The following is a 23,170-nucleotide window of genomic DNA, read 5'->3' on the forward strand; positions in this document are numbered from 1 at the left end:
GGGGACCTGATGGGGTGACGGGCCGGGCGCTGCTGCCTATAGTCGATCCCATGCTGGCCGCGATCCTTCTTTCCGCTCTTGCCATGAGCGCGATCGTGGCGGTGCGCTACCTGCTCACCAGCGGCGGCTTTGCGCTGGCGACGCGTGTCCGGCAGCCGAGACTCTATGCCGGGCTGGACCCGCAGATTCGTCGGGAGATCGCGTGGTCGCTGGCGTCGGCATTGATCTACGGCATTCCAGCGGGCGTGGTCGCGTGGGGGTGGCAGGCGCAAGGGTGGACGCGCATCTATACCGATGCCGCCGTCTATCCGCTCTGGTATCTGCCGGTATCGGTGCTGCTATACCTCGCGGCGCATGACAGCTGGTTTTACTGGACGCATCGCTGGATGCACCGGCCGCGCCTGTTCCGCGCCGCCCATGCCGTGCATCATGCGAGCCGACCTCCCACGGCCTGGGCGGCGATGAGCTTTCATCCATGGGAGGCGTTGAGCGGCGCCATCGTCATTCCGGCGCTGGTGTTCCTGATCCCCATCCATGTCGCCGCGCTGGGCTGCGTGCTGGCGATCATGACCGTGATGGGCGTGTCCAACCATATGGGGTGGGAGATGTTTCCGCGCTGGTTGGTGCAGGGACCGGCGGGCCGCTGGCTGATCACCGCTAGCCATCATCAGCGGCATCATGAACAATATAATTGCAATTATGGGCTCTATTTTCGGGTCTGGGACCGGCTGTGCGGGACCGATAGGGGACTGGGCGATTTCAGGAAGGCGCACGGATGAAGGAAAAATTGCTGCTCGCGGCCGGGGCCATGTTGATCCTGCCCGGCGCCGCGCCGGTGGGCCAGCCGCAGCCGATCAGCATCGGGGTTGAAGGCCTGCGATCGCTCAAGGGCAACCTGCTTGTCTGCGTCGCCCGGTCGCCCGCCTATTTTCCCGATTGCAGCCATGATCCGGAGAAGCGTCATCTGGTTGTCGCCGCTACATCGGGGGCGATTTCCTTGGGCGATCTGGCGCCCGGCACCTATGGCGTCGCGATCATCCATGATGAAAATGGCAATGGGAAGCTCGATACGTTCGCCGGTATCCCGCGCGAGGGCGTAGGGTTTTCCCGGAACCCCGCCATCCGGTTTGGCGCGCCCAGTTTTCGCTCGGCGCAATTTACCGTGACGGGGTCGGCGATGCGTCAGGATATAAAGGTCAAATATTTCCTCTGATTGCATTCGCCCGGAACTGTAATGGCAGCGAAACATTCTGAAAGCTGAGCATATAGATGGAACAGGGGATTTATGAACCATCGACAGATATTATTCGCGGGCCTTGCCTTTATTGCGCTGGGTGCCGCTGACACGGCTTTTGCCCAGTCGGAGGACAGCAATGCGCTGACCGTCGGCATCGGCGCCGCCGTCATTCCCAGCTATGAAGGGTCGGACGACTATCGGGTGATCCCTGTCCCGCAGCTGCGCGGCAAGGTGAGCGATTTCGCCTTCTGGACGCGCGGGCCGAGCCTTTATTTCGATGTCATTCCCAATCGTGGGCAGGACGTCGATCTTCAGCTGGGGCCGGTGGCGGGCGTTCGGTTCGATCGGTCGAGCCGCAAGAATATCAAGGATGCCGCGGTGCGCGCGCTTGGCGAACGCGATAAGGCGGTGGAGCTTGGCGGCTTCGTCGGCATCGGCAAGACCGGCGTTTTTACCAGCGCCTACGACAATCTGTCGGTGCGCGTGGCCGTGACGAAGGATGTCGCGGGCGCGCATGAAAGCTTTATCGTGACCCCAGCGATCGAATATTTCACGCCGCTTTCGACGCGCAGCTTCGTGGGCCTGGGCGTGTCGGCCGACTATGTGGGCAAGAAATATGGCCGCTATTATTATGATGTCGATGCCGCCGGGGCGCTGGCGTCCGGCCTGCCGGAATATTCGCGCGCGGGCGATGGTTCGGGCTTCAAGAAGATCGGCGTCAACCTGACCGGCGGCCTGTCATTGTCTGGCGATATTCGTAAAGGCTGGGCCTTGTTCGCGCTGGGCGGCTATTCGCGGATGCTGGGCGACTACGCGGACTCGCCCATCGTCAGCATCGCAGGGTCGAAGAACCAATGGATCGGTGCGGTCGGGGTCGGCTATACCTTCTGATCTTGTGCGGATAGGGTGACGCCCCACATAAGGCGCTGTATGGACGCGGCACCCAAGCGCAACAAGGCAGGAGAATACGGCAGTGGCGACCCTAGGAATGAGCGACACCGATAAGGCAGCGGTGGAGGCGTTCCGCCGTGACGTGGTGGACCCGTCGCGCACCAGCCTTGTCATCGTCGATTTCTGGGCGGAATGGTGCGGGCCGTGCAAGCAGTTGACGCCGGTCATCGAAAAGGTTTGCGCCGATTATGCGTCCAAGGGCGTGAAGCTGGTGAAGATCAATGTCGATGAAGATAAGTTCATCGCCGCCCAGTTTCGTGTCCAGTCGATCCCGACCGTCTATGCCGTGTTCCAAGGCCAGCCGGTCGCCGACCTCAGCCAGGCACGCACCGAGGGGCAGTTGAAGCAATATCTCGACCAGTTGCTGGCGCAATTGCCGATCGAATCGGATGAGAAGACACAGTTGGAGGAAATCGCCCCGCTCATTGAAATGGGCGAGGAAATGCTGGCGGGTGGGGAGCCCGACCGGGCGTTTTCGGTGTTCGAGCAGGTTGGCCAGATGGTGCCGGACAATGCGGATGTCGCTTCCGGCCATGCCCGCGCGCTGGTGGCGCTTGGTCGACTGGACGAGGCGGAGGCTGTACTCGCCGCGCTGCCTGCCGATGTCGCCAAGGATCAGGCGATCGACCGCGCCCGCGCAGCCCTTGCTCTGGCGCGGGACGCCAAGCCCGTTGCCGACCTGTCCGGGGTCGAGGCGAAGGTCGCCGCCAATCCCGATGATCATGACGCGCGTTTCGAACTGGCGGGCGGCCTGATGGCCAATGGCGAGCGGGACCGGGCGGCCGAGGAACTGCTGGAGATTGTCCGCCGCGACCGTGAATGGAATGAAGGCGCGGCAAAGGCGCAACTGCTTAAGCTGTTCGAGGCCACCGGCCTTGAAGACCCATGGGTCGCAGGGCAGCGGCGGAAATTGTCGCAGATCCTCTTTTCCTGACGGCGCGGCCGGTGAACCGCGCGCGCGTCTCCATCTTTCCGTTGTCCGGGGCGCTGTTGCTGCCGGGCATGGACATGCCGCTGCACATATTCGAGCCGCGTTACCGGGCGCTGATCCATGACGCCATGGCGCGGGATCGGCGCATCGGCATGATCCAGCCGCGCGGGGAGGGGGCCAGGCCCGCCCTGTACGATGTCGGATGCCTCGGCCGCATAAGCGAGTTCGAAGTGCTGGACGACGGCCGTTTCAACATCATCCTGGAGGGGCTGGCGCGTTTCCGGGTGATCCGCGAGCTCGACGTTACCACCGCCTTTCGCCAGATCGAGGCCGATGTCGAGCAGGCGCCGGAGGATGAGGTGCTTCACGCCGTCGAACGGGCGGCGCTGGAACAGGAATCGCGGCGCTTTGCCGAAGCGTTGGGCTATGTCGTGGACTGGACCGCCGTGTCGCGGCTCGACGACACGTCGCTGGTGAACGGCATAGCCCAGATTGCGCCGTTTGATCCGGCCGCCAAGCAGACCTTGCTGGAGGCGGACAGCCTAAGCGAGCGGTGCGACCGGATCATTCAGTTGATGCAGATCGTCGGCCGGATGGAGCGTGATGGCGGGGGGACGATGCAATGATTTCGCCCGACCCTTATCTGCTGGCGAAGCTGGTGTGCCCGGTGACGCGGACGCCGTTGCGGTGGGATGCCGAGAGAAGCGAGCTGGTGTCAGATGCGGCGGGATTGGCTTTTCCGGTGCGGGATGGGGTGCCGGTGATGGTGGTGCGCGAGGCGCGTTCTCTCGGTTAGAATTCCTCCCCATGCTCGGCGTGGGGAGGATGACACTACGACTCCAACGCCGCCGCGATCAGATCCCGGCCTTCCTTGCTGTTCCAGTCCATCGCGCCGATCACGCGCAATATCTCCTTGCCCTGCCGGTCGTACAGCACGGTGGTGGGCAGCATGCCGGTCGCATAGTGGAAGCCGAACTGATTTTCCGGATCGATGAAGCTTTTTAGGTGCGGCAGGGTATGTTTGGCGAAGAAGGGCTTCACCACGCTTTCGCCTTGGCTGTCCTGGGAGATGGTCAGCACGGCCAGACCCTTGCCACCGTAAGCCTTGGCCACGGCATCGAGCGTCGGCATTTCCGCGATGCAGGGCGCGCACCATGTCGCCCACAGGTTCACCAGCAACGGCTTGCCCGCGAAATCCTGCAAGGTGGCGTCCTTACCATCCGGCCCGGCGAAGGCGAAATCGGGGGCGGGGGTGCCGGCCTTTGAACGGTCGAGTGTGAAGCTGAACGCGCCCTTGCCGCTTTGCGGGGCAGCCCCCCCCTCTCTTGGCGCCTCGCCGCTTGTCGGGGGGACTGGCGCGCTGCTATTGGCTTGATCTTGCCCCGCGCCCGGCGATTGCCTATCGCACGCGCCGAGGCCAGCCAGCAGGAGCAGTGTCATTACGCAGGGCAAAGTTGATCGGGACGGGGAAAGTCGCACGGGAGACGGCTCCAACAGCATGTGGGGCGGACGCTTCGCAGCTGGTCCGGCTTCGGTCATGCGCGAGATAAATGCCTCCATCCCGTTCGACAAGCGATTGTGGAAGCAGGACATCGCCGGGTCCAAGGCGCATGTCGCGATGCTGGCCAAACAGGGCATCGTCGAAGGCGAGGACGCGCAGGCAATCACCGAGGGGCTGAACCGCATCGCCGCCGAGTATGAAGCGAACGGCGTGCCGGTGAACCTGGACCTTGAAGATATTCACATGGTGACCGAGTCGCGGCTCGCCGAACTGATCGGCCCGGCGGCGGGGCGGCTGCACACGGCGCGGTCGCGCAATGACCAGGTGGCGACGGACTTCCGCCTGTGGGTGCGCGATGCCATCGATGAGGTGGCGGCGGGCCTGGACGCGTTGCAGCAGGCGCTGCTGGCACGCGCGGAGGAGAATGCCGATGTGGTCATGCCGGGCTTCACGCATCTTCAGTCCGCGCAACCGGTGACGCTGGGCCATCATCTGATGGCTTATTTTGAGATGATCCGCCGCGACCGCAGCCGCTTTGCCGATGCGCGCGAGCGGCTGAACGAATGCCCGCTGGGCGCGGCGGCGCTGGCCGGGACGGGTTTCCCGATCGATCGCCATGCGACGGCGGCGGCGCTGGGCTTTGCCAAGCCGACCGACAACAGCCTCGACAGCGTCAGCGACCGCGACTTCGCGCTCGATTATCTGATGGCGGCGACGCAAGTAGCACTGCACCTGTCGCGGCTGGCGGAAGAGTTCATCATCTGGGCGAGCCAGCCCTTCGGCTTCGTGAAGCTGCCCGATGCCTATTCGACCGGCAGCTCGATCATGCCGCAGAAGCGCAACCCCGACGCCGCCGAACTGGTGCGCGGCCATGCCGGGCGGATCATGGGCTGCATGACGGCGCTGTGCGTCACGATGAAGGGCCTGCCGCTCGCCTATTCGAAGGACATGCAAGACGACAAGCCGCCGGTGTTCGAGGCGCATGATCTGCTGGGCCTGTCGATCGCGGCGATGACGGGAATGATCGAGACGGTGACGTTCCGTACGGATCGCATGCGCAGCCTTGCCGAAAGCGGCTTTGCTACTGCGACGGACTTGGCCGACTGGCTGGTGCGCGAAGCCAATGTCCCGTTCCGCGAGGCGCATCACATTACCGGCCGCGCCGTTGCGGCGGCGGAGAGCGCGGGCGCGCCGCTCGCCGACCTGCCGATCGAGACGCTGAAAGCCATTGACGCCCGCATCGATGAGCGCATCTATGCGGTGCTGACGGTCGATGCGTCGGTCGCCAGCCGCAAAAGCCATGGCGGCACCGCGCCCGATCAGGTGCGCGCGCGTATCGCTGAGGCGCGGAAGGAACAGGCATGAGGATCGCCATCAGCCGGAAAGTCGCCTTTGCGCTACTGATGCTTGGGCTCGCCGCCTGTGGCGGGCGTCAGCCTTTGAAGCCCATTGAAGGGCAGAAAATGCCTGCCGTGCCGGTGGGCGCGGCGGCTGCCCCCACCGCGCAGCAGCTCATGACCCCATCCATGCAGTCGCGGCCGGAACGCAGTGTCGATATCCTGACGCAATCGGAAGAGCGTAAGGATGACACGTTCGACCTGCCGCCTGAAAATCAGCCCTGATACGCTTCGCTAGGACAGACAAGCCTTGGACCATTTCGACTATGTGAACGGCGCCATGCATGTGGAGCAGGTGCCGATGGCGGACATCGCGCAGGCGGTCGGGACGCCGGTCTATATCTATTCGACCGCGACGTTGACGCGCCACGTCACCGTGTTTCGCGATGCCCTGTCGCGGCTGGACGATCCGCTGATCGCCTTTGCGGTGAAGGCCAACCCCAATGGCGCGGTGCTGGCGACGCTGGCGAAGCTGGGGCTGGGCGCTGACGTGGTTTCGGGTGGCGAGTTGCTGCGCGCGATCGCGGCGGGCATCCCGGCGAATCGCATCGTTTTTTCCGGCGTCGGCAAGACCGCCGAAGAGATGCGACTGGCGCTGGAACACGGCATTTTCCAGTTCAATCTGGAGAGCGAGCCGGAAGCCGAGATGCTGTCCGAAGTTGCAGTGTCCATGGGCAGACAAGCGCCCGTCGCCTATCGCATCAACCCCGATGTGGATGCGGGGACGCACGCCAAGATTTCGACCGGTAAGTCGGAAAACAAGTTCGGCATTCCCTATGATCGAGCGCTGGAAAGCTATGCCGCCGCGCGTGATCTGCCGGGATTGGATGTGCAGGGCGTCGCCGTCCATATCGGCAGCCAGCTGACCGACCTTGCCCCGCTTGAAGCCGCCTTCACGAAGGTCGGCGCGCTGATCGAGCAGCTACGCGCTGCTGGGCATGCCATCCGCACCGCCGATCTTGGCGGCGGGCTTGGCGTCCCTTACGACCCGTCGCTCCCGATCCCGCCGCTGCCAGCTGTCTATGGCGAGATGGTGACGCGGGTGACGCAGGGCTGGAATGTGCGCCTGATGTTCGAGCCGGGCCGGGTCATCGTCGGCAATGCGGGCGCGCTGCTGTCGCGGGTGGTCCGCGTCAAGCAGGGCGCGCAGGCGCCGTTCGTTATTGTCGATGCTGCCATGAACGACCTGATGCGGCCCAGCCTCTACGATGCCTGGCATGATATTCGCGCCGTTGACCCTTCGGGCGCGCGGGAGACCGCCAATGTGGTAGGGCCGGTCTGCGAGACGGGCGACACTTTTGCCATGCACCGTGACATGGACGTGGTGCAGGCGGGCGATCTGGTCGCCTTTATGACGGCGGGCGCTTATGGCGCGACCATGGCGGGCACTTACAACAGCCGTCCGCTGACGCCTGAAGTGCTGGTGTCCGGCGACAAATGGGCCGTCGTCCGCGCCCGCCCGCCGATCGAGGCGCTGATCGAGGCGGACAAGATCCCCGACTGGGTGCAGGGCTGATGCAAAGCCTGCCCGTCTTCCTGGTGTTGAAGGGCAGGCCGGTTATCCTGATGGGAAGCGGCGAGGCTGCGGATGCCAAGCGGCGGTTGCTGGAACGTGCGGGCGCGCGCGTCGTCGGGGAGGCTGAGGACGCGGCCATCGCGATCGTTGCCGATGGCGATGATGCGACGGTTGCGCGGCTGAAGGCACGGGGGGTGCTGGTGAATGCGACCGACCGGCCGGAGCTTTGTGATTTCACCCTGCCTGCCATCATCGATCGCGATCCCGTGCTGATCGCCATTGGCACGGGCGGTGCGTCGGCGGGGCTGGCGAAGGCGCTGCGCCAGCGGATCGAGGCAATATTGCCGGAAAAGCTGGGCGCGCTCGCTACCGCGTTGCACGCCGCCCGCGCCGCCATCCGCGCACGCTGGCCCGATGCCAGCGCCCGCCGCCGAGCGATCGATGCCGGGCTGTCGGCTGGCGGCCTGATCGACCCGCTGCGCGAGGATGCCGCTGACGAGGTGCCCCGCTGGCTGGCGGAGCAGGGCGATGCCGAACCCTCCCGACTTGTCGCGCTGCGCCTGCTGTCGGGCGATCCCGATGACCTGACGCTCCGCACGGCGCGCCTGCTAGGGGAGGCCGATCGCATCTATCATAGGCCCGATGTGCCAGCGGCGATCCTCGACCGTGCCCGCGCCGACGCCGCGCGCATCCCCGCAACCGCGCCGCCGGAAACACCGGGGGAGGGGCTCTCGCTCTGGCTGGAGATGCCGCAATGAGCCGGGTGTTCGTCAATGAAGGCGGCCATGCCCGCGAAATCTCGCTCGATGATTTTTGCGCGCAGGCCGACCATGCGCCTTTCAGCTGGATTCATGCCGACGGCTGGCGGGAGGATGCGCAGAGCATCGTCTCGCGCTGCGACCATATGCCGCAGGCGGCGCTGTCGGCGCTGTTGGCGCAGGAAACCCGGCCGCGTTGCACGGTGATGGCGCATGGCGCGCTCATCAACCTGCGCGGTTTGGGGGCGGATGAGGACGCGGGCGGCGATCCGCTGGTGTCGATCCGTCTGTGGGCCGAACATGCGCGCGTGATCACCGTCAGCTACCGCCCGCTCGCGGCGATGGAGCCGGTGGTGAAGCAGATGCTGGCCGGAGATATTCGCGACCCGGGCGACCTTATCGCCGCTTTTGCGCAGGAAATCACCGAAGCGCTTGATCCGGAAGTCGCGCAGCTTGGCGACGATCTGGACGAGATCGAAAGCAGCTTAAGCGACAATGGCGCGGCGGAGGTGCGGCGGCAGGTGTCCGAAATTCGTGCGTCGGCGATCAGCTATCGCCGCTTCATCTCACCGCAGCGGCAGGCGCTCGAAAGATTGTCGGCTGCGGATGCGCCCTGGCTTCACCCCGATGACCGGCTGCATTTGCAGGAAGCGGCGGATCGCTGCGCCCGCATGGCGGAAGAACTGGAGGCGGTGCGCGAGCGATCGGCGCTGGCGCATGAAGAACTGACGGACCTGCGCGCGGAACAGATGAACCGGCAGGCGTTGATCATATCGGTCGTGGCGCTGGTTTTCCTGCCGCTCACCTTCCTGACCGGACTGCTCGGCATGAACGTCAACGGCATTCCCTTTGCCCATGAAGCTTGGGCCTTTTGGGGCGTTGTAGGGGTCTGCGTCGCCATGGCGATCGGGATTGGCGGCTGGTTCACCGCGACTCGCTGGTTGAAGCGCTGAAACCCTGATTGTTTCAGGGGCGGACAGCGTTCAGCCGGGCGATTTCATCATTCAACGCCTGGATCGATGAGACCAGCCGCGCCCTATCGATCTGCATTTCCTCAAGCGCGTCGCGCGTCTCGCCCAGTTCCACCGCGCGTCGCGCAATACGGGCGTCGAGTTCGGCATTATGCCGGGTGAGGGCGTTCAACTCATCGGCGCGCTGGCACAAATGGCGGAGCCGTGCGTCCAGCACATCGAAGTCGAACGGCTTGGTCACATAATCGTCCGCGCCTGCTTCCAAAGCCTCCACGACGCTGGCGTTATCCTGCTTGCCCGCGATCATCACGAAACTTGCCTGACCGGCAAGGCCAGCGGCGCGGATTTTCTTTAGGGTGGCTATGCCCGGCAGGATCGCCAGTCCCATGTCGATCAGGATGATGTCCACCGACCGGGAGAGAAGGCGGTTCAGCGCCACGAAGCCATTTTCGGCCAGCACCACGTCATAATGGAGATGGGAAAGGCGGCGCGCGATCACGGCTCGGGCCGTGTCGTCTTCCTCGATCAGCAAAAGCCTGCGGCGACGGAGCGGGCGAGCGCTCTGCGCCTTGTCGCTGTCGGTATTGAGCGTCCTCGCAGCGGATTTGAAAAACTGCATGGCGTGCGTCTCCTCACACGCCTTGATCTAGGATAAGTGCGCAAATAAATGGTTAATGCGATCTTGCCTGTGACGGTGCCTCCGCTTCAGGCGCATAGGCGCGCAGGAAGCAATCGACCGCGAAGGCGACGTCCGCGTCCACCTGCTCGGTCGTGGGACCCTGCCTGTTGCCCCATATCATCTGCTGATGACAGCCTGACAAAGTGAGCACGACCAGCGTCCGCGCCGCCAGTTGAGCATCGGCGCGCCGCAATTGCCCCTTCTCCATCGCCGTCTCCAGGAAGCGGGCGAGCAGGTTGCGGGTATATAAGGGCGCAAGCTCCAAGAAGATCGCACCCATTTTGGGAAAGCGGCTCGACTCCGCGGCCACCAGCCGATGCAACGCGATCGCGTCAGGCGATGTCATCTTGCGCAGCAGATCATGACCGAAGCGAAGGAGCGTTTGCTCAAGCTCGTCACCCGTGTCCAGAAGCTGGGCAAGGCTGGCATGATAGGTTTCGGTCGCGCCTCGCAGGACGGCGGCGAACAGTTCCTCCTTGCCGGGGAAGTAGCTCCACAGGGTGCCCTTTGACCCACCCAGTTCGGCGGCGATGGAGGACATGGTGGTGGCAGCATAGCCATTTTCCAAAAACGAGCGCCGGGCGACCGCGACGATCGCGTCACGGCGATCGCGCCTGTTCGCTTCACGACGGGATAGGGTAGTAATGTCTGTCGGGGTGGTCATAAATGTGTACCATAGAGTACGATAATATTGTTGACAAGCCCGTGCGGCAGGCGCAAAGGCGGTTTTCATACCACATGGTACGGTTTCTTATGTCCCTGCATCGTCTCATTAATTTCGCGCACGCCGGGCTTTTGCCGGTCGCGATATTGGCGCTTTCCGCCTGCGCGGCGGTGCCTGATCTCGGTAAGGCGCCCGCGCCCCGGACAGCCTCCAGCATCGCCGCCTCGCAAACGCTGGGGCAGGGCGACGCGCTATGGCCGTCCGATGGATGGTGGAAAAGCTATGGCGACTCGCAACTTGATGCGTTGATGGAGGAGGGGCTTGCCGCCTCTCCGGACATCGCGGCGGCTTCCGCCCGCTTTCGCCAGGCATCCGCCGCCGCGCAGCAGGCAGGAGCCCCGCTTTTGCCGTCCGTTGACTTTACCGGATCGGCCGCCGCGACGAAGCAGAGCTATAATATGGGCTTCCCGAAGGACTTTGTTCCCAAGGGCTGGTTGGGTACGGGGAAAGCGGCGCTTAACCTGAATTTCGACCTTGATCTGTGGGGCCGGAACCGGGCCGCGCTGGCGGCCGCCACATCGGAGGCGGAGGCTGCCAACATCGATGCGCAGCAGGCGCGTTTGATGCTGACGACGGGCGTCGCCGATGCCTATGCCGACCTTGCTCGCCTGTTCGACCAACGGGCGATCCAGCAGCGCGCGCTCGACATCCGATCCGCCAGCCAGAAACTGGTGACGGAGCGGCAGCGCAACGGGCTGGAAACGCGGGGTAGCGTGCGGCAAGCCGATGCGACCGTGTCCGCCGCCCGCGCCGTGCTGGCCGGCATCGACCAATCCATCGCCGTCCGGCGGCATCAGATCGCCGCGCTGATCGGCGCAGGCCCTGATCGCGGCCTCGCCATCACGCAGCCGCATTTGGGCAAGGTCACGGATTTGGGCCTGCCCGCCGATGTCACCACCAACCTGGTGGCACGTCGCCCCGATGTCGCCGCCGCGCTCGCCCGGACGGAAGCCGCTGCCAAGCGCATCAAGGTTGCCCGCGCCGACTTCTTCCCCGCCATCAGCCTCAGCGCCCTCGTCGGGGTGCAGTCGCTTGGCTACAACACATCCTTCCTCGATCCCTCGACCTCGGGTCCGCGCTCTTTTCTCGACACCTTGTTCAGCAAGGATTCGCTGTTCGGCAATGTCGGGCCTGCGATCAGCTTGCCGATCTTTCATGGCGGGGAACTGCGTGGCCGCTATCGTGGCGCGCGGGCGACCTTCGATGAAGCCGTCGCCAATTATGACAAGACCGTCCTTGGCGCCTATCGCGACGTGGCCGATGCCGTCACCGGCCGCAGGATATTGGGTCAGCGGCTGACGGAGGCCCGTGCCGCGCTCGCCGCGTCGGAAGAAGCCTATGCCATAGCGCAGAAGCGCTACCGGGGGGGCCTTTTCACCTTCCTCGACGTGCTGAATGTCGAGGATCAGCTGCTTTCCGCCCGCCAATCCGTCGCGGAGCTTGAAGCGCTGACCTTTTCCACTGACATTGCCCTCATTCGCGCGCTCGGCGGCGGCTTCGCTGCCAGCGGCACATCGTCCAAGGACCTGCCCAATGGCTGATGCAGCCCCCGAATTCACCGCCGATACCGGCAGCGCCGACAAGAGCGCACGGATGGAGCAGCGCAAGAAGTGGCTGGTCCGCCTCGCCCTTGCCGTGTTCGTGATCGGCGCGGTCTACGCTCTCTGGTATCTGCTCGTGGGCCGCAATCATGTCGGCACCGACAATGCCTATGTGAATGCCGAGATCGCGCAGGTGACGCCGCTCATTTCCGCTCAGGCCATCGAGGTGAGGGTGACCGACACGCAGGCGGTGAAGCGGGGCGACATATTGGTGCGGCTGGACCCCACCAACGCCCGTATCGCCGTCGCGCAGGCGGAGGCTGACCTTGCCGAAGCGCGCCGCCGTTTCCGCCAGACCGCCGCGACCAGCTCATCGCTCGCCGCTCAGGTGCAGGCGCGGGGCGCCGACATCGCGCAGGCGGGCGCGCAGCTCGCCGCCGCGCAGGCGGACTATGACAAGGCGCGCGTCGACCTTCAGCGGCGCGAGGCACTGGCGCCCGAAGGTGCCGTGTCGGGCGAGGAAGTCACCAGCGCGCGCAAGGCGTTCGCCGCCGCGCGGGCTGGTCTTGAACAGGCACGCGCGGGCGTCGCGACGGCACGCGCGACTCAGGGCGCGGCCGAGGGCCAGCTTGCCGCCAATGATGCCCTTGTAACCGGCTCAACGGTTGAGACCGACCCCGCTGTGCTTGCCGCCAAGGCGAAGCTGGAAAATGCCCGCCTGGACCTGGGGCGCTCGATCATCCGCGCGCCGATCGATGGCGTAGTGACGCGCCGTCAGGTGCAGGTCGGCCAGCGCGTGGCGCAGGGCAGCCCGATCATGAGCATCGTCCCGCTCAGCCAAGTCTATGTGGATGCGAATTTCAAGGAACGGCAGCTTCGCCGGGTACGTGTCGGCATGCCCGCTACGGTCGTCGCCGACATTTATGGCGGCGACGTCGTTTACCATGGCAAGGTCATCGGCTTTTCCGGCGGCACCGGATCGTCGCTGGCGCTGATCCCCGCGCAAAATGCGACTGGCAACTGGATCAAGGTGGTTCAGCGCCTGCCCGTGCGTATCGCGCTTGACCCCAAGGAACTTGCTGCGCATCCGCTCCGCGTGGGCCTCTCGACCGAGGTCGAGATCGACCTTTCGGGCGCCTGAGGAGCCAAGCGGTGACGGAGGCGGCGGAAAGATTTTTCATGGACCCCCGGCGGCGGATGCTGGCCGGGTTCGTGCTGGCGCTCAGCAATTTCATGGTCGTGCTCGACCTGACGATCGCGAACGTGTCGGTGCCGCACATTGCCGGAAACCTCGGCATTTCGCCTGACCAGGGCACCTGGATCATCACCTCCTATGCGGTGGCCGAAGCCATCTGCGTGCCGCTCACCGGCTGGCTGGCCCAGCGGTTCGGCACGGTGCGCCTGTTTATCTGGGGCATGATCGGTTTCGGGCTGTTCTCGCTTCTCTGCGGCCTCTCGACGACGCTCGGCATGATCGTCGCCTGCCGTATCGGGCAGGGGCTGTGCGGCGGCCCGCTGATGCCGATGTCGCAAACCCTGCTGATGCGCATCTTTCCCGCCGAACAGCGGGCCAAGGTGATGGGCCTGTGGGCCATGACCACGCTCGCTGGCCCGGCGGTGGGGCCGATCATCGGCGGCTATATCAGCGACAATTGGAGCTGGCACTGGATCTTCTTCATCAACCTGCCGATCGCGGTGGTGTGCGTGTTCGCCGCGATGGTGCTGCTGCGTCCGGCCGAAACGGAACGGCATAAGCTCCCCATCGACTTTATCGGCCTCGCCCTGCTCATATTCTGGATCGGCTGCCTCCAGATCATGCTGGACACCGGCCGCGACCATGACTGGTTCGGCGATCCGATGATCGTCGCGCTGGCCGTGATGGCCGGGATCGGTTTTCTTGTCTTCATCATCTGGGAACTGACGGAGGAGCATCCGATCGTCGATCTGCGGGTGTTCCGCCATGTCGGCTTCACATCGGGCGTGCTGACATTGTCGCTATGCTTCGGGGCCTATTTCGCCGGCATCGTGATCATCCCGCAATGGCTTCAGATGTCCATGGGCTACCCCGCCTATTCGGCAGGGTTCGTCACCGCCTTCACGGCCATGACCGCGATCTTGGCCGCACCCTTTGCGGGCCGCGCGGTCGGCAAGATCGACGTGCGCCTGTTGATATCGGGATCGGTGATCTGGATGGGCATGGTCACCATGTGGCGATCGGGCTGGACCAGCACGGCCGACTTTTGGACTTTGGCCATGCCGCAGGTCGTGCAGGGCTTTGCCATGCCCTTCTTTATGATCCCGCTGACCACCCTGACGCTGGGATCGGTGCGGCCGGAAGAAACCGCGTCGGCGGCCGGCATGCAAAGCTTCCTGCGCACGCTGGCGGTCGCGATATCCACCTCCATCGTCCTGACCGGCTGGGGCAATGGCCAGCGAACCGCGCGCAATGAAATGGTGTCGGCACTTGATCCGGGGGTTGGTTCGCAGCTTGCCGGTTCCGGGCTATCGGCTGAACAAACGCCGCAGATGATCTCCAATCTTGTCGATCAGCAAGCGACTATATTGTCGATGAACCATGTCTTCTTCGTGGCTGCGCTGGTCCTGTTCCTTGCAGGTGCGCTGGTCTGGTTCGCGCCCAAGCCGACTGGTCGGGTGGACATGTCGGCGGCGCATTAAGACAAGCATATCTCCCGGTCGATGCCGATGGCGCGCAGGAAAGCCGCGTCATGGCTGACCACGATCAGCGCGCCGTCATAACCCCGCAAGCCCTGCTCGATCGCCGCGATGCTGTCGAGGTCGAGATGGTTGGTCGGCTCGTCCAGCATGAGCAGCGGCGGCAGCGTGGCGCCGCCCAGCACGCAGGCGAGCCCCGCGCGCAGCAATTGCCCGCCGCTAAGGCTACCCGCCTGCTGCAACGCCAGATCCGCCCGAAAGCGGAAGCGCGCCAGCGCCGCCCGCACTTCATTATGTGTCGCGCTGGGATGCAAGCGGGCGAAATTATCGGCGATGCTGGCTCGTGGATCGAGCATTTCGACCTTCTGGTCCAGCAGCGCGCACGCCACCGGCCGCTCGACCTTCCCCGCCAGGGGATACAGGCTGCCCGCAATCACATGCAGCAGGGTCGATTTGCCCGCGCCATTGGGGCCGGTAATGGCAATCCGCTCCGGCCCATTGACGCTCAATGACAGCTCTCGCAGGACCGGCTCGCTGGCATCATGGCCCGCCATGACATGGTCCAGCGTGACGATCTTCTGCCCCGGCTGAACACCGGTGGAGGGCAGGGCGACGGTCAGGCTTTCCATCACTTCGATCCGTTGCCGCGCTGCTTCGGCCGCCTGACTGGACTCGCGGCGCAGGCGCTCGGCCAGCCGCGCGGCTTCGCCGCCTGAACCCTCCGCCCGATCCTTCCGCAAGCCGATCAATATGCGCGGCATGTCACCCTTGGCGCCCTTGCGAGCGCCTGCCGCATCGCGCCGTTGCTTGCGTTCGGCCGCGATCTGCGTCCGCTTGGCAATCTCCTTCATGTGCCGCTGGGCATGGGCGAGGTCCTGCTCGGCTGCGGCCAGTTCGACAGCCTTGCGCGCCTGCCATGAAGAGAAATTCCCTCCATGGCGGCTGATGCCCAGCGTCGTTAGTTCCGCAATCGCCTCCATCTCCTCCAGCAGCGCCCGGTCATGGCTGACCACGATCGCACCTGCCCGCCAGCGCGCTAGCAAGGCGATCAGGGCCGTCCGGCCCTCCGCATCCAGATTATTGGTGGGCTCGTCCAGCAGCAGGAAATCGGGCCGGGCAAAGATCGCCCCGGCAAGCGCCGCCCGCGTCCGCTGTCCGCCCGACAACTGGGTAAGCAGCGCCTCGGGCTGCGCGCTCAGTCCGACCTCCGCCAGCGCTTCCTCGATCCGGGAAGGCAGCGTCCAGTCGCACGCCTCCAGCTCGACCATGTCCGCATCGCCCCGTTCGGCCTTGGACAGCAGCGCCATGGCATCCCGAACGCCGAACAGGTCGGCGATCGTCTCGCCGGGCGCGACCTGCACCGTCTGGCGCAGTTCGGCCACCGTGCCGTCCAGTTGAACGCTGCCGCCGCTCGGCTTTAACCTTCCCGAAATGAGCGCAAGCAGTGTCGATTTGCCGACGCCATTGCGTCCGACAAGCCCGATCCGCTCGGAAGTGAAACGAAAATTGAGGTCCGAAAGGACGGATGTCCCGTCAGGCGCGGACCAGCTGATATGAGAGAGGGTAATCGCAGGCATGGACAAAAAACTTCCTGAAAGCAAAGCGTTGGGGCTGTGCGATCAGTTGCATGTCCATGATGATGATCCTCCGGAAATGGGTCTGTGCTAATATAGCAGGGCTATCCCGCTGGCAACCGGCGCGTCCCGTCCCGATTGACGCGGCGCAGCATCGCGGTCACTGAAGGGCCAAAAGGGCTGGGTCCAAATGCGAATCGTCATCATCGATGACAGCGGCCTGCGCGCGACGGTACTCGAAGAAGGACTGCGCGAGGCGGGCTATGACGATATCCACATCGTCCCACCGCGCGGCGGCTTCGTCGCGCGGCTCGAACGCATGGCGCCCGACGTCGTTCTCATGGACCTCGGCAGCCCCAGCCGCGACACGCTGGAGGAAATGCTCTCGGTCAGCCGCGCGCTCGCCCGCCCGATCGCCATGTTCGTCGATCAGTCCGACGAATCGATGATCGGCGCGGCGATCGACGCGGGCGTTTCCGCTTATGTGGTCGACGGCCTGCGCAAGGAACGGGTGAAGCCGGTGCTGGAACTGGCCGTGCGCCGCTTCAACGCCTTTGCCAGGCTCCAGACCGAACTGGACGAGGCGCGAACGCAGCTTTCCGACCGCAAGATCATCGATCGCGCTAAGTCCATCCTGATGAGCCAGCGGGGCATCAGCGAACCGGACGCCTATGCGCTGCTGCGGTCGAGCGCGATGAATCAAGGGAAGAAAATCGTGGATGTCGCCCAGGCCCTGATCACGGCCAGCGACCTTCTGGGAGGGGGCCTATGACGACATCCTTGCGCATCGCCTATCTGCCGCTGACCGACTCCGCCGTACTTGCGGTGGCGCGGGAAAAGGGCTTCGCGGAGGAAGAGGGGCTGAGCCTCGACCTTGTCCGCACGGTCAGTTGGGCGACCTTGCGCGACCGGCTGGTATTTGGTCAGGTACAGGCCGCGCACATGCTGGCGCCGCTCGCCATCGCGGTGACATTGGGCCTCAGCCAACAACCGGCGCCGCTGTCGGCGCCCTATAAGCTCAACGTCAACGGCAACATGCTGGTGATGGCCCGGGAGTTCGCGCAGGCACTGGACCCCGATGTCGCGTCTCGCCTGAATGATCCGCTTGGCACCGCCCATGACTTCGCTACCGCCATTGGGTTGTGGAAGCGCAAGCCGGTGATTGGCATCGTCCACCGCTTTTCCAGCCACGCCATCATGCTGCGCTACTGGCTGGCAAGCGCGGGTGTCGATCCTGACCGCGATGTCCTGTTGCGCGTCGTGCCGCCGTCCCTGACGGTGGAGGCGATGCACGCGGGCGAGATTGACGGCTTCATCGCTGGCGAACCATGGGGCAGCGCCGCCGTGGACGCGGGCCTTGCTGAAGCCGTGGCGATCGGGGAGCGCATCTGGCAGCGCGGCGTGGAAAAGGTGCTGACCTTCCGCACGCCATGGCTGGAGGAAAATCCCCAGACCGTGGACGCGCTCATCCGTGCGCTGGCGCGCGCCGCCGCCTGGTGCGACGATCCCGCCAATCATGAAGCGCTGGCGCATCTCCTGTCGCAACCGCATTTCGTCGATCAGCCCGCCGACCTCATCGCGCGTGCGCTGTCGGGCCGCATCACCGCCCGGCCGGAAATGCCGCCGATCGACATGCCCGATTTCATGCTTTTCTCCCGCGAAGCCACGCCCTTTCCGTGGCGCAGCCAGGCGCTCTGGCTCTATTCGCAGATGGCCCGATGGAAGATGGTCGAACATACGCCGGAAAATGCGGCGAAGGCCGGATCGGTCTTCCGCCCCGACATTTTCCGCCGCGCGCTGGCCGAAAGCAATGTGCCGATCCCCGGCGCCAGCATGAAGGTGGAGGGCGCCGTCGCGTCTCCGCTGGCGGTTGGCTCCAAGCGTGGCGAACTGACGCTGGGTCCGGACAGGTTCTTCGACGGACGGGTGTTCGACCCCGAACGGATCGAGGATTTCCTGGCGAGTTTTTAGGCGCGGCTTTCCCTCCCGCGCGGGGGAGAGATAGATCCTGAAACAAGTTCAGGATGACCATGACGTAGGGTTGCGGCACACCCCAAAAATTGTGCCTTGCAACATAAAGCGAATCATTAGATAAGAGAAAGGTCGCGCGACGAAGCGCGTTTATGGATGAGCACGCCCAAGGATGGGGTCGCGCTCTCCCGAATCGAAATTTGCAGCAAAGCCGCTGGCCGGGTCCCGTCAACAACGGGCGTCCGGAGAGCGGCTTTTTTTGTGTCCAATTGACAAGGATTGAAGGACGTCATCATGGCAACTGCTTATTGGGATCGCCCGGAAGGCGAAGGGGAAGCGGGTCCAACCAGCTTCTGGAAAGCTGGCCACACGCCGACGCTGATCGCCGCTTTCCTCTATTTCGACCTCGCCTTCATGGTGTGGGTGCTGCTCGGCCCGCTCGCGCCGTCGATTTCCAAGACGCTGGGCCTGACGCCTGCTGAAAAAGGCCTGATGGTCGCCGTTCCGACGCTTGCGGGCGCTTTGCTCCGCGTCGTCAACGGCCTGCTGGTCGATCGTATCGGCTGCAAGCAGGCGGGCGCGATCAGCCAGGTGATTGTTATCCTTGGCCTCTTCACCGCCTGGTTCATGGGCGTCAACAGCTTCGGCGGCACGCTGGCGCTGGGTGTGATCCTGGGCTTTGCGGGGGCGAGCTTCGCCATCGCGCTGCCTTTGGCCAGCCGCTGGTATCCGCCTGAGCATCAGGGCAAGGCCATGGGCCTGGCAGGCATGGGCAATTCGGGCACGGTGCTCGCTTCGCTCTTCGCACCGGTGCTGGCCAAGCTGTTCGGCTGGAACTCGGTGCTGGGCCTTGCCTGCATCCCGCTCACCATCGTCTTCATCGCCTATATGATCATGGCGAAGAACGCCCCCAATGCGCCTGCCCCCAAGAAGCTGACGGACTATTTCGGTCCCCTGAAGAGCGCTGACGCCTGGTGGTTGATGGGCTTCTACGCCGTAACTTTCGGCGGTTTCGTCGGGCTTGCCGCCTCGCTGCCGATCTACTTCACCGACCAGTTCGGCCTGACCCCGATCGTCGCGGGCTATTGCACGGCAGGTTGCGTGTTCGCCGGGTCGTTGATCCGTCCGATGGGCGGCGCGCTGGCAGACAAGATCGGCGGGGTCAAGGTGCTGATGATGGTCTATATCGTCGCCGCGCTGGCGCTGGCGGGCGTGTCCTATGCGCCGACGCTGTTCTCGGCTCTTGGTTTCTTCGTCGCCGCGATGCTGGCGCTGGGCGTGGGCAACGGATCGGTGTTCCAACTCGTGCCGCAGCGTTTCCAGGAAGAAATCGGCGTCATGACCGGCCTCGTCGGCATGGCGGGCGGCATCGGGGGCTTTTATCTCGCCTCGTCGCTGGGCATCGCCAAGCAGTTCACCGGCAGCTTCGCCCCCGGTTTCCTGATCTTCGGGGGCCTCGCCGTGGTCGCGTTCCTTGGCATCTCGATGGTTCGTGCCCGCTGGCGCACGACCTGGAGCAGCGCCGCGCGCATTTGAATCTGACGTATAGGAGAGGGAGGCGGCGGCACTCGAAAGGGGAGCCGCCGCTTTCATTTGCACCGTGAGCTTTTGGGGTCGCAGGAACTTCTCCCAAGGAATCGCTTGACCCCCATCACGATTCATTTATGCTGCACTGCGAAGGACAAGGTTGTCCTCTAACGACATAGCTGCGGTGATCCACGGACGGATCGTCAAGGCGTGAATGATGGCAAAGCCGCCATCCAGACTCCTGGTTTCAAAGCCAGGGGTCCGGATGGCGGCTTTTTTTTATTGTCTGGAGTCAAGGGATGGATTTTCAGAACAACACCGGACCGGAAACGGCCAACGAAGAGGAAATCTTCGTGCCGTCGGAGGATGTTCGCGAACATCTGGTGGTTGTTGGCAACGGCATGGCCGGTTGCCGTGCGGTCGAGGAACTGCTGGCGCGGGATGCTGGGCGTTATCGCGTCAGCATCTTCGGCGCAGAGCCTTATGTGAATTACAATCGCATCATGCTCTCGCCGGTTCTGGCTGGTGAGAAGAGCTTCGATGACATCATCATCAACAGCCGCGAATGGTATGACGACAATCAGATCGAACTGATCGCGGGTGATCCGGTGACGGGAATCGACCGCACCGCCAAGACCGTCACGAGCCAGTCGGGTCGCACTGTTGGCTATGACAAGCTGCTGATCGCGACGGGTTCCGATCCGTTCATCATCCCGGTTCCGGGCAAGGACCTGCCGGGCGTCATCAGCTTCCGCGACATGAAGGATGTCGACACCATGCTGGCGGCCGCCGATCAGGGCGGCGCGGCAGTGGTGATCGGCGGCGGTCTGCTCGGCCTGGAAGCCGCGCACGGCCTCACCCTGCGCGGCATGAAGGTGACCGTCATCCACCTCATGGACACGCTGATGGAGCGTCAGCTCGACGAAGCGGCGGGCTGGCTGCTCAAGTCCGCGCTGGAAGGGCGCGGCCAGACCATCCTGACCGGCGCCAACACCGAAGCCATCTATGGCGAAGGCAAGGTGGAGGGCGTCCGCCTGAAGGACGGCACCGAAATCCCGGCGAGCCTCGTCGTCATGGCGGTGGGCATCCGCCCTTCGACCGCTCTGGCGCGCGAAGCTGGCCTCGAAGTCAATCGCGGCATCAAGGTCGATGACCATATGGTCACCAGCGACCCCGATGTCCTGGCAGTCGGCGAGTGCGTCGAGCATGACGGCAATGTCTACGGCCTTGTCGCGCCGCTGTGGGACATGTGCCGCAGCCTCGCGGACGGCCTGACCGACCAGCACACGGGTTACAAGGGCTCCGTCACCTCGACCAAGCTCAAGGTCGCCGGTCTGGACGTCTTCTCCGCCGGTGACTTCTCCGGCGGCGAGGGATGCGAGGACATCGTGCTGCGCGATGCATCGCGCGGCGTTTACAAGCGTGTCGTGGTCAAGGATGACAAGGTCATCGGCGCGGTCCTCTATGGCGACACGGCGGATGGCGGCTGGTATTTCGACCTGCTGAAGCGCGAGGAAGATGTCGGCGAAATCCGCGACCTGCTGATCTTCGGTCAGGCCTTCGCCTCTGGAGGAGGCGCGCTGGACCCTAAGGCGGCCGTTGCGGCGCTCTCGGACGATGCCGAGATCTGCGGCTGCAACGGCGTCAGCAAAGGCCAGGTCGTCGGCTGCATCGAAAAGGGCGCATGCAGCCTCGACGCGGTGCGCGCCACCTGCAAGGCGTCGGCCAGCTGCGGTTCGTGCACCGGTCTGGTCGAGAACCTGCTGGCGGTGGTGCTGGGCGATGACGTCCAGTCGGGTCCCAAGACGATGTGCAAATGCACCAGCTTCGGCCATGACGATGTCCGCCGCGAGATCGTCGCGCAGAATATGCGCTCGATCCCCGAGGTGATGCAGAAGCTGCACTGGTCCACCCCGGACGGCTGTTCGTCCTGCCGCCCTGCGCTCAACTATTACCTCCTCTGCGCGCTGCCGGGTGAATATGTCGATGACCAGCAGAGCCGCTTCGTCAACGAACGCATGCATGCGAACATCCAGAAGGACGGCACCTACTCGGTCGTCCCGCGCATGTGGGGTGGCCTGACCAACCCCAAGGAACTGCGCGCGATCGCCGATGTGGTCGAGAAATATGATGCGCCGATGGTGAAGGTCACCGGCGGCCAGCGTCTCGACATTTTCGGCATCAAGAAGGAAGATCTGCCTGCCGTGTGGGCCGACCTCAATGCCGCAGGCATGGTGTCGGGTCACGCTTATGGCAAGTCGCTGCGCACGGTGAAGACCTGCGTCGGGTCCGAATGGTGCCGCTTCGGCACGCAGGATTCGACCGGCCTTGGCGTCAAGACCGAACGGATGACCTGGGGATCGTGGATGCCCCACAAGTTCAAGATCGCCGTATCGGGCTGCCCCCGCAACTGCGCGGAGGCGACGATCAAGGACTTTGGCGTGGTCTGCGTGGACTCGGGCTATGAACTGCATGTCGGCGGCAACGGCGGCATCCATGTCCGCGCCACCGATTTCCTGTGCAAGGTCGCGACCGAGCAGGAAGCGCTCGACTATTGCGCCGCCTTCACCCAGCTCTACCGCGAGGAAGCGCGCTATCTGGAGCGCACCGCGCCCTGGATCGAGCGCGTCGGGGTCGAGTATGTGAAGCAGCGCATCGTCGAGGACGACGCAGGCCGCGAGGCTCTGCGCGCACGCTTCCTCTATTCGCAAAGCTTCAGCCAGGAAGATCCCTGGGCGCAGCGCGCCGCCGGTGCGGAAAGCGAATTGCACCAGCACCTCGAACCCATTGCCATCGCTGCGGAGTGACACCCATGACCGATTGGATCGACATCGGAACGCTGGCCGACATTCCCCAGCGTGGCGCTCGCACCGTTCAGATCACGGGCGAAAAGGAAATCGCCGTGTTCCGCACCAGCGATGACAAGGTCTTCGCGCTGGTCAATGAATGCCCGCACAAGAAGGGCCCGCTGAGCCAGGGCATCGTCCATGGCCACAGCGTCGCCTGCCCGCTCCACAACTGGAACATCGCCCTGAAGACGGGCGAGGCGCAGGGCAATGACGAAGGTTGCACGCCGACCATCGCCGTGAAGGAGGAAGGCGGCCGCATCCTGATCGCCCGCCCGGCGGCGCTGAAGGCGGCAGCTTGAGCTTCCGGTCCCCAGCCATAAAGGCGGGGACCCGGGTGGGGGTGTCTTGTTGGCCATCCCTTGCGGCAAGC

The 23,170-nt window shown here is 64.4% G+C and carries 23 protein-coding genes; 19 read left to right on the top strand and 4 right to left on the bottom strand.

Going from position 1 to position 23,170, the window contains the following annotated elements; all coding sequences use genetic code 11:
• The first annotated feature begins 50 nt into the window (after positions 1-50).
• The 6 genes from ACZ5YV_RS00365 (at position 51) to ACZ5YV_RS00390 (ending at position 3,915) form a co-directional block, all read left to right on the top strand.
• On the top strand, positions 51-779 hold the full coding sequence (locus ACZ5YV_RS00365) for a sterol desaturase family protein (RefSeq protein ID WP_464789237.1): 729 nt from the start codon (positions 51-53) through the stop codon (positions 777-779).
• The gene (locus ACZ5YV_RS00370) at positions 776-1,213 is read left to right on the top strand and encodes a DUF2141 domain-containing protein (RefSeq protein ID WP_464788088.1); all 438 of its coding nucleotides are present in this window, start codon (positions 776-778) and stop codon (positions 1,211-1,213) included. Before ACZ5YV_RS00365 ends, ACZ5YV_RS00370 begins: the two co-directional genes overlap by 4 nt.
• A gap of 72 nt (positions 1,214-1,285) precedes the next feature.
• Positions 1,286-2,128 (top strand): MipA/OmpV family protein, encoded by an 843-nt coding sequence (locus ACZ5YV_RS00375; RefSeq protein ID WP_464788089.1) that lies wholly within the window; start codon positions 1,286-1,288, stop codon positions 2,126-2,128.
• Between the two features lie 82 nt (positions 2,129-2,210).
• Entirely contained in the window at positions 2,211-3,122 is a 912-nt protein-coding gene (locus ACZ5YV_RS00380; RefSeq protein WP_464788090.1) for a tetratricopeptide repeat protein, read from the top strand.
• Positions 3,123-3,133: 11 nt separating this feature from the next.
• The gene (locus tag ACZ5YV_RS00385) at positions 3,134-3,745 is read left to right on the top strand and encodes an LON peptidase substrate-binding domain-containing protein (protein WP_464789238.1); all 612 of its coding nucleotides are present in this window, start codon (positions 3,134-3,136) and stop codon (positions 3,743-3,745) included.
• Positions 3,742-3,915, top strand: coding sequence for a Trm112 family protein (locus tag ACZ5YV_RS00390; protein WP_464778892.1), 174 nt, complete (start codon positions 3,742-3,744; stop codon positions 3,913-3,915). The genes ACZ5YV_RS00385 and ACZ5YV_RS00390 overlap by 4 nt, the downstream gene beginning before the upstream one ends.
• A 35-nt stretch (positions 3,916-3,950) precedes the next feature.
• Here the strand turns inward: ACZ5YV_RS00390 and ACZ5YV_RS00395 are convergent, their stop codons facing one another.
• A complete protein-coding gene (locus ACZ5YV_RS00395) occupies positions 3,951-4,559 on the bottom strand; it encodes a TlpA family protein disulfide reductase (RefSeq protein WP_464788091.1) in 609 nt (202 codons plus the stop codon).
• A gap of 58 nt (positions 4,560-4,617) precedes the next feature.
• Between ACZ5YV_RS00395 and argH the strand changes: the two genes are divergently transcribed.
• The 5 genes from argH to ACZ5YV_RS00420 are packed head-to-tail and all read left to right on the top strand — an operon-like array spanning position 4,618 to position 9,244.
• Positions 4,618-5,985: an argininosuccinate lyase gene (gene argH / locus ACZ5YV_RS00400; protein ID WP_464788092.1), complete on the top strand. Its 1,368-nt coding sequence runs from the start codon at positions 4,618-4,620 to the stop codon at positions 5,983-5,985.
• The gene (locus ACZ5YV_RS00405) at positions 5,982-6,242 is read left to right on the top strand and encodes a hypothetical protein (protein ID WP_464788093.1); all 261 of its coding nucleotides are present in this window, start codon (positions 5,982-5,984) and stop codon (positions 6,240-6,242) included. Before argH ends, ACZ5YV_RS00405 begins: the two co-directional genes overlap by 4 nt.
• A gap of 25 nt (positions 6,243-6,267) precedes the next feature.
• Positions 6,268-7,533 carry a diaminopimelate decarboxylase gene (lysA, locus tag ACZ5YV_RS00410; RefSeq protein WP_464788094.1) on the top strand — a complete coding sequence of 422 codons (1,266 nt, stop codon included), beginning with the start codon at positions 6,268-6,270 and terminating at the stop codon, positions 7,531-7,533.
• Positions 7,533-8,291: a precorrin-2 dehydrogenase/sirohydrochlorin ferrochelatase family protein gene (locus ACZ5YV_RS00415; protein ID WP_464788095.1), complete on the top strand. Its 759-nt coding sequence runs from the start codon at positions 7,533-7,535 to the stop codon at positions 8,289-8,291. The genes lysA and ACZ5YV_RS00415 overlap by 1 nt, the downstream gene beginning before the upstream one ends.
• Positions 8,288-9,244 (top strand): zinc transporter ZntB, encoded by a 957-nt coding sequence (locus ACZ5YV_RS00420; protein WP_464788096.1) that lies wholly within the window; start codon positions 8,288-8,290, stop codon positions 9,242-9,244. The genes ACZ5YV_RS00415 and ACZ5YV_RS00420 overlap by 4 nt, the downstream gene beginning before the upstream one ends.
• 13 nt (positions 9,245-9,257) lie before the next feature.
• Here ACZ5YV_RS00420 and ACZ5YV_RS00425 read toward each other — a convergent pair whose 3' ends face one another.
• Complete coding sequence (locus ACZ5YV_RS00425; RefSeq protein ID WP_464788097.1) at positions 9,258-9,881, bottom strand: response regulator transcription factor; 624 nt, start codon at positions 9,879-9,881, stop codon at positions 9,258-9,260.
• Between the two features lie 52 nt (positions 9,882-9,933).
• The gene (locus ACZ5YV_RS00430) at positions 9,934-10,605 is read right to left on the bottom strand and encodes a TetR/AcrR family transcriptional regulator (protein WP_464788098.1); all 672 of its coding nucleotides are present in this window, start codon (positions 10,603-10,605) and stop codon (positions 9,934-9,936) included.
• A 74-nt stretch (positions 10,606-10,679) separates the two neighbouring features.
• Between ACZ5YV_RS00430 and ACZ5YV_RS00435 the strand changes: the two genes are divergently transcribed.
• From ACZ5YV_RS00435 to ACZ5YV_RS00445, 3 genes are read left to right on the top strand one after another with little or no spacing between them, the layout of a single operon-like run.
• Positions 10,680-12,206: an efflux transporter outer membrane subunit gene (locus ACZ5YV_RS00435; protein ID WP_464788099.1), complete on the top strand. Its 1,527-nt coding sequence runs from the start codon at positions 10,680-10,682 to the stop codon at positions 12,204-12,206.
• On the top strand, positions 12,199-13,347 hold the full coding sequence (locus tag ACZ5YV_RS00440; RefSeq protein WP_464788100.1) for an EmrA/EmrK family multidrug efflux transporter periplasmic adaptor subunit: 1,149 nt from the start codon (positions 12,199-12,201) through the stop codon (positions 13,345-13,347). Before ACZ5YV_RS00435 ends, ACZ5YV_RS00440 begins: the two co-directional genes overlap by 8 nt.
• 38 nt (positions 13,348-13,385) lie before the next feature.
• Positions 13,386-14,882: a DHA2 family efflux MFS transporter permease subunit gene (locus tag ACZ5YV_RS00445; RefSeq protein ID WP_464789239.1), complete on the top strand. Its 1,497-nt coding sequence runs from the start codon at positions 13,386-13,388 to the stop codon at positions 14,880-14,882.
• On the opposite strand, the gene ACZ5YV_RS00450 is transcribed toward ACZ5YV_RS00445, so the two are convergent.
• The gene (locus ACZ5YV_RS00450) at positions 14,879-16,456 is read right to left on the bottom strand and encodes an ABC-F family ATP-binding cassette domain-containing protein (RefSeq protein WP_464788101.1); all 1,578 of its coding nucleotides are present in this window, start codon (positions 16,454-16,456) and stop codon (positions 14,879-14,881) included. The genes ACZ5YV_RS00445 and ACZ5YV_RS00450 overlap by 4 nt on opposite strands.
• 187 nt (positions 16,457-16,643) lie before the next feature.
• On the opposite strand from ACZ5YV_RS00450, the gene ACZ5YV_RS00455 reads away from it, so the two are divergent.
• The 5 genes from ACZ5YV_RS00455 to nirD all read left to right on the top strand — a co-directional run bounded on the left by ACZ5YV_RS00455 (position 16,644) and on the right by nirD (position 23,099).
• The gene (locus ACZ5YV_RS00455; RefSeq protein ID WP_196225292.1) at positions 16,644-17,225 is read left to right on the top strand and encodes an ANTAR domain-containing response regulator; all 582 of its coding nucleotides are present in this window, start codon (positions 16,644-16,646) and stop codon (positions 17,223-17,225) included.
• Positions 17,222-18,424, top strand: coding sequence for a CmpA/NrtA family ABC transporter substrate-binding protein (locus ACZ5YV_RS00460; protein WP_464788102.1), 1,203 nt, complete (start codon positions 17,222-17,224; stop codon positions 18,422-18,424). The genes ACZ5YV_RS00455 and ACZ5YV_RS00460 overlap by 4 nt, the downstream gene beginning before the upstream one ends.
• 294 nt (positions 18,425-18,718) lie before the next feature.
• Positions 18,719-19,960: a nitrate/nitrite transporter gene (locus ACZ5YV_RS00465; protein WP_464788103.1), complete on the top strand. Its 1,242-nt coding sequence runs from the start codon at positions 18,719-18,721 to the stop codon at positions 19,958-19,960.
• Positions 19,961-20,250: 290 nt separating this feature from the next.
• Positions 20,251-22,758, top strand: a complete 2,508-nt coding sequence (nirB, locus tag ACZ5YV_RS00470) for a nitrite reductase large subunit NirB (protein WP_464788104.1) — start codon at positions 20,251-20,253, stop codon at positions 22,756-22,758.
• 5 nt (positions 22,759-22,763) lie between these two features.
• Positions 22,764-23,099: a nitrite reductase small subunit NirD gene (nirD, locus tag ACZ5YV_RS00475; RefSeq protein WP_464788105.1), complete on the top strand. Its 336-nt coding sequence runs from the start codon at positions 22,764-22,766 to the stop codon at positions 23,097-23,099.
• The last annotated feature ends 71 nt before the right edge of the window (positions 23,100-23,170 follow it).

It is taken from the genome of Sphingobium sp. TomTYG46, from assembly GCF_055396345.1.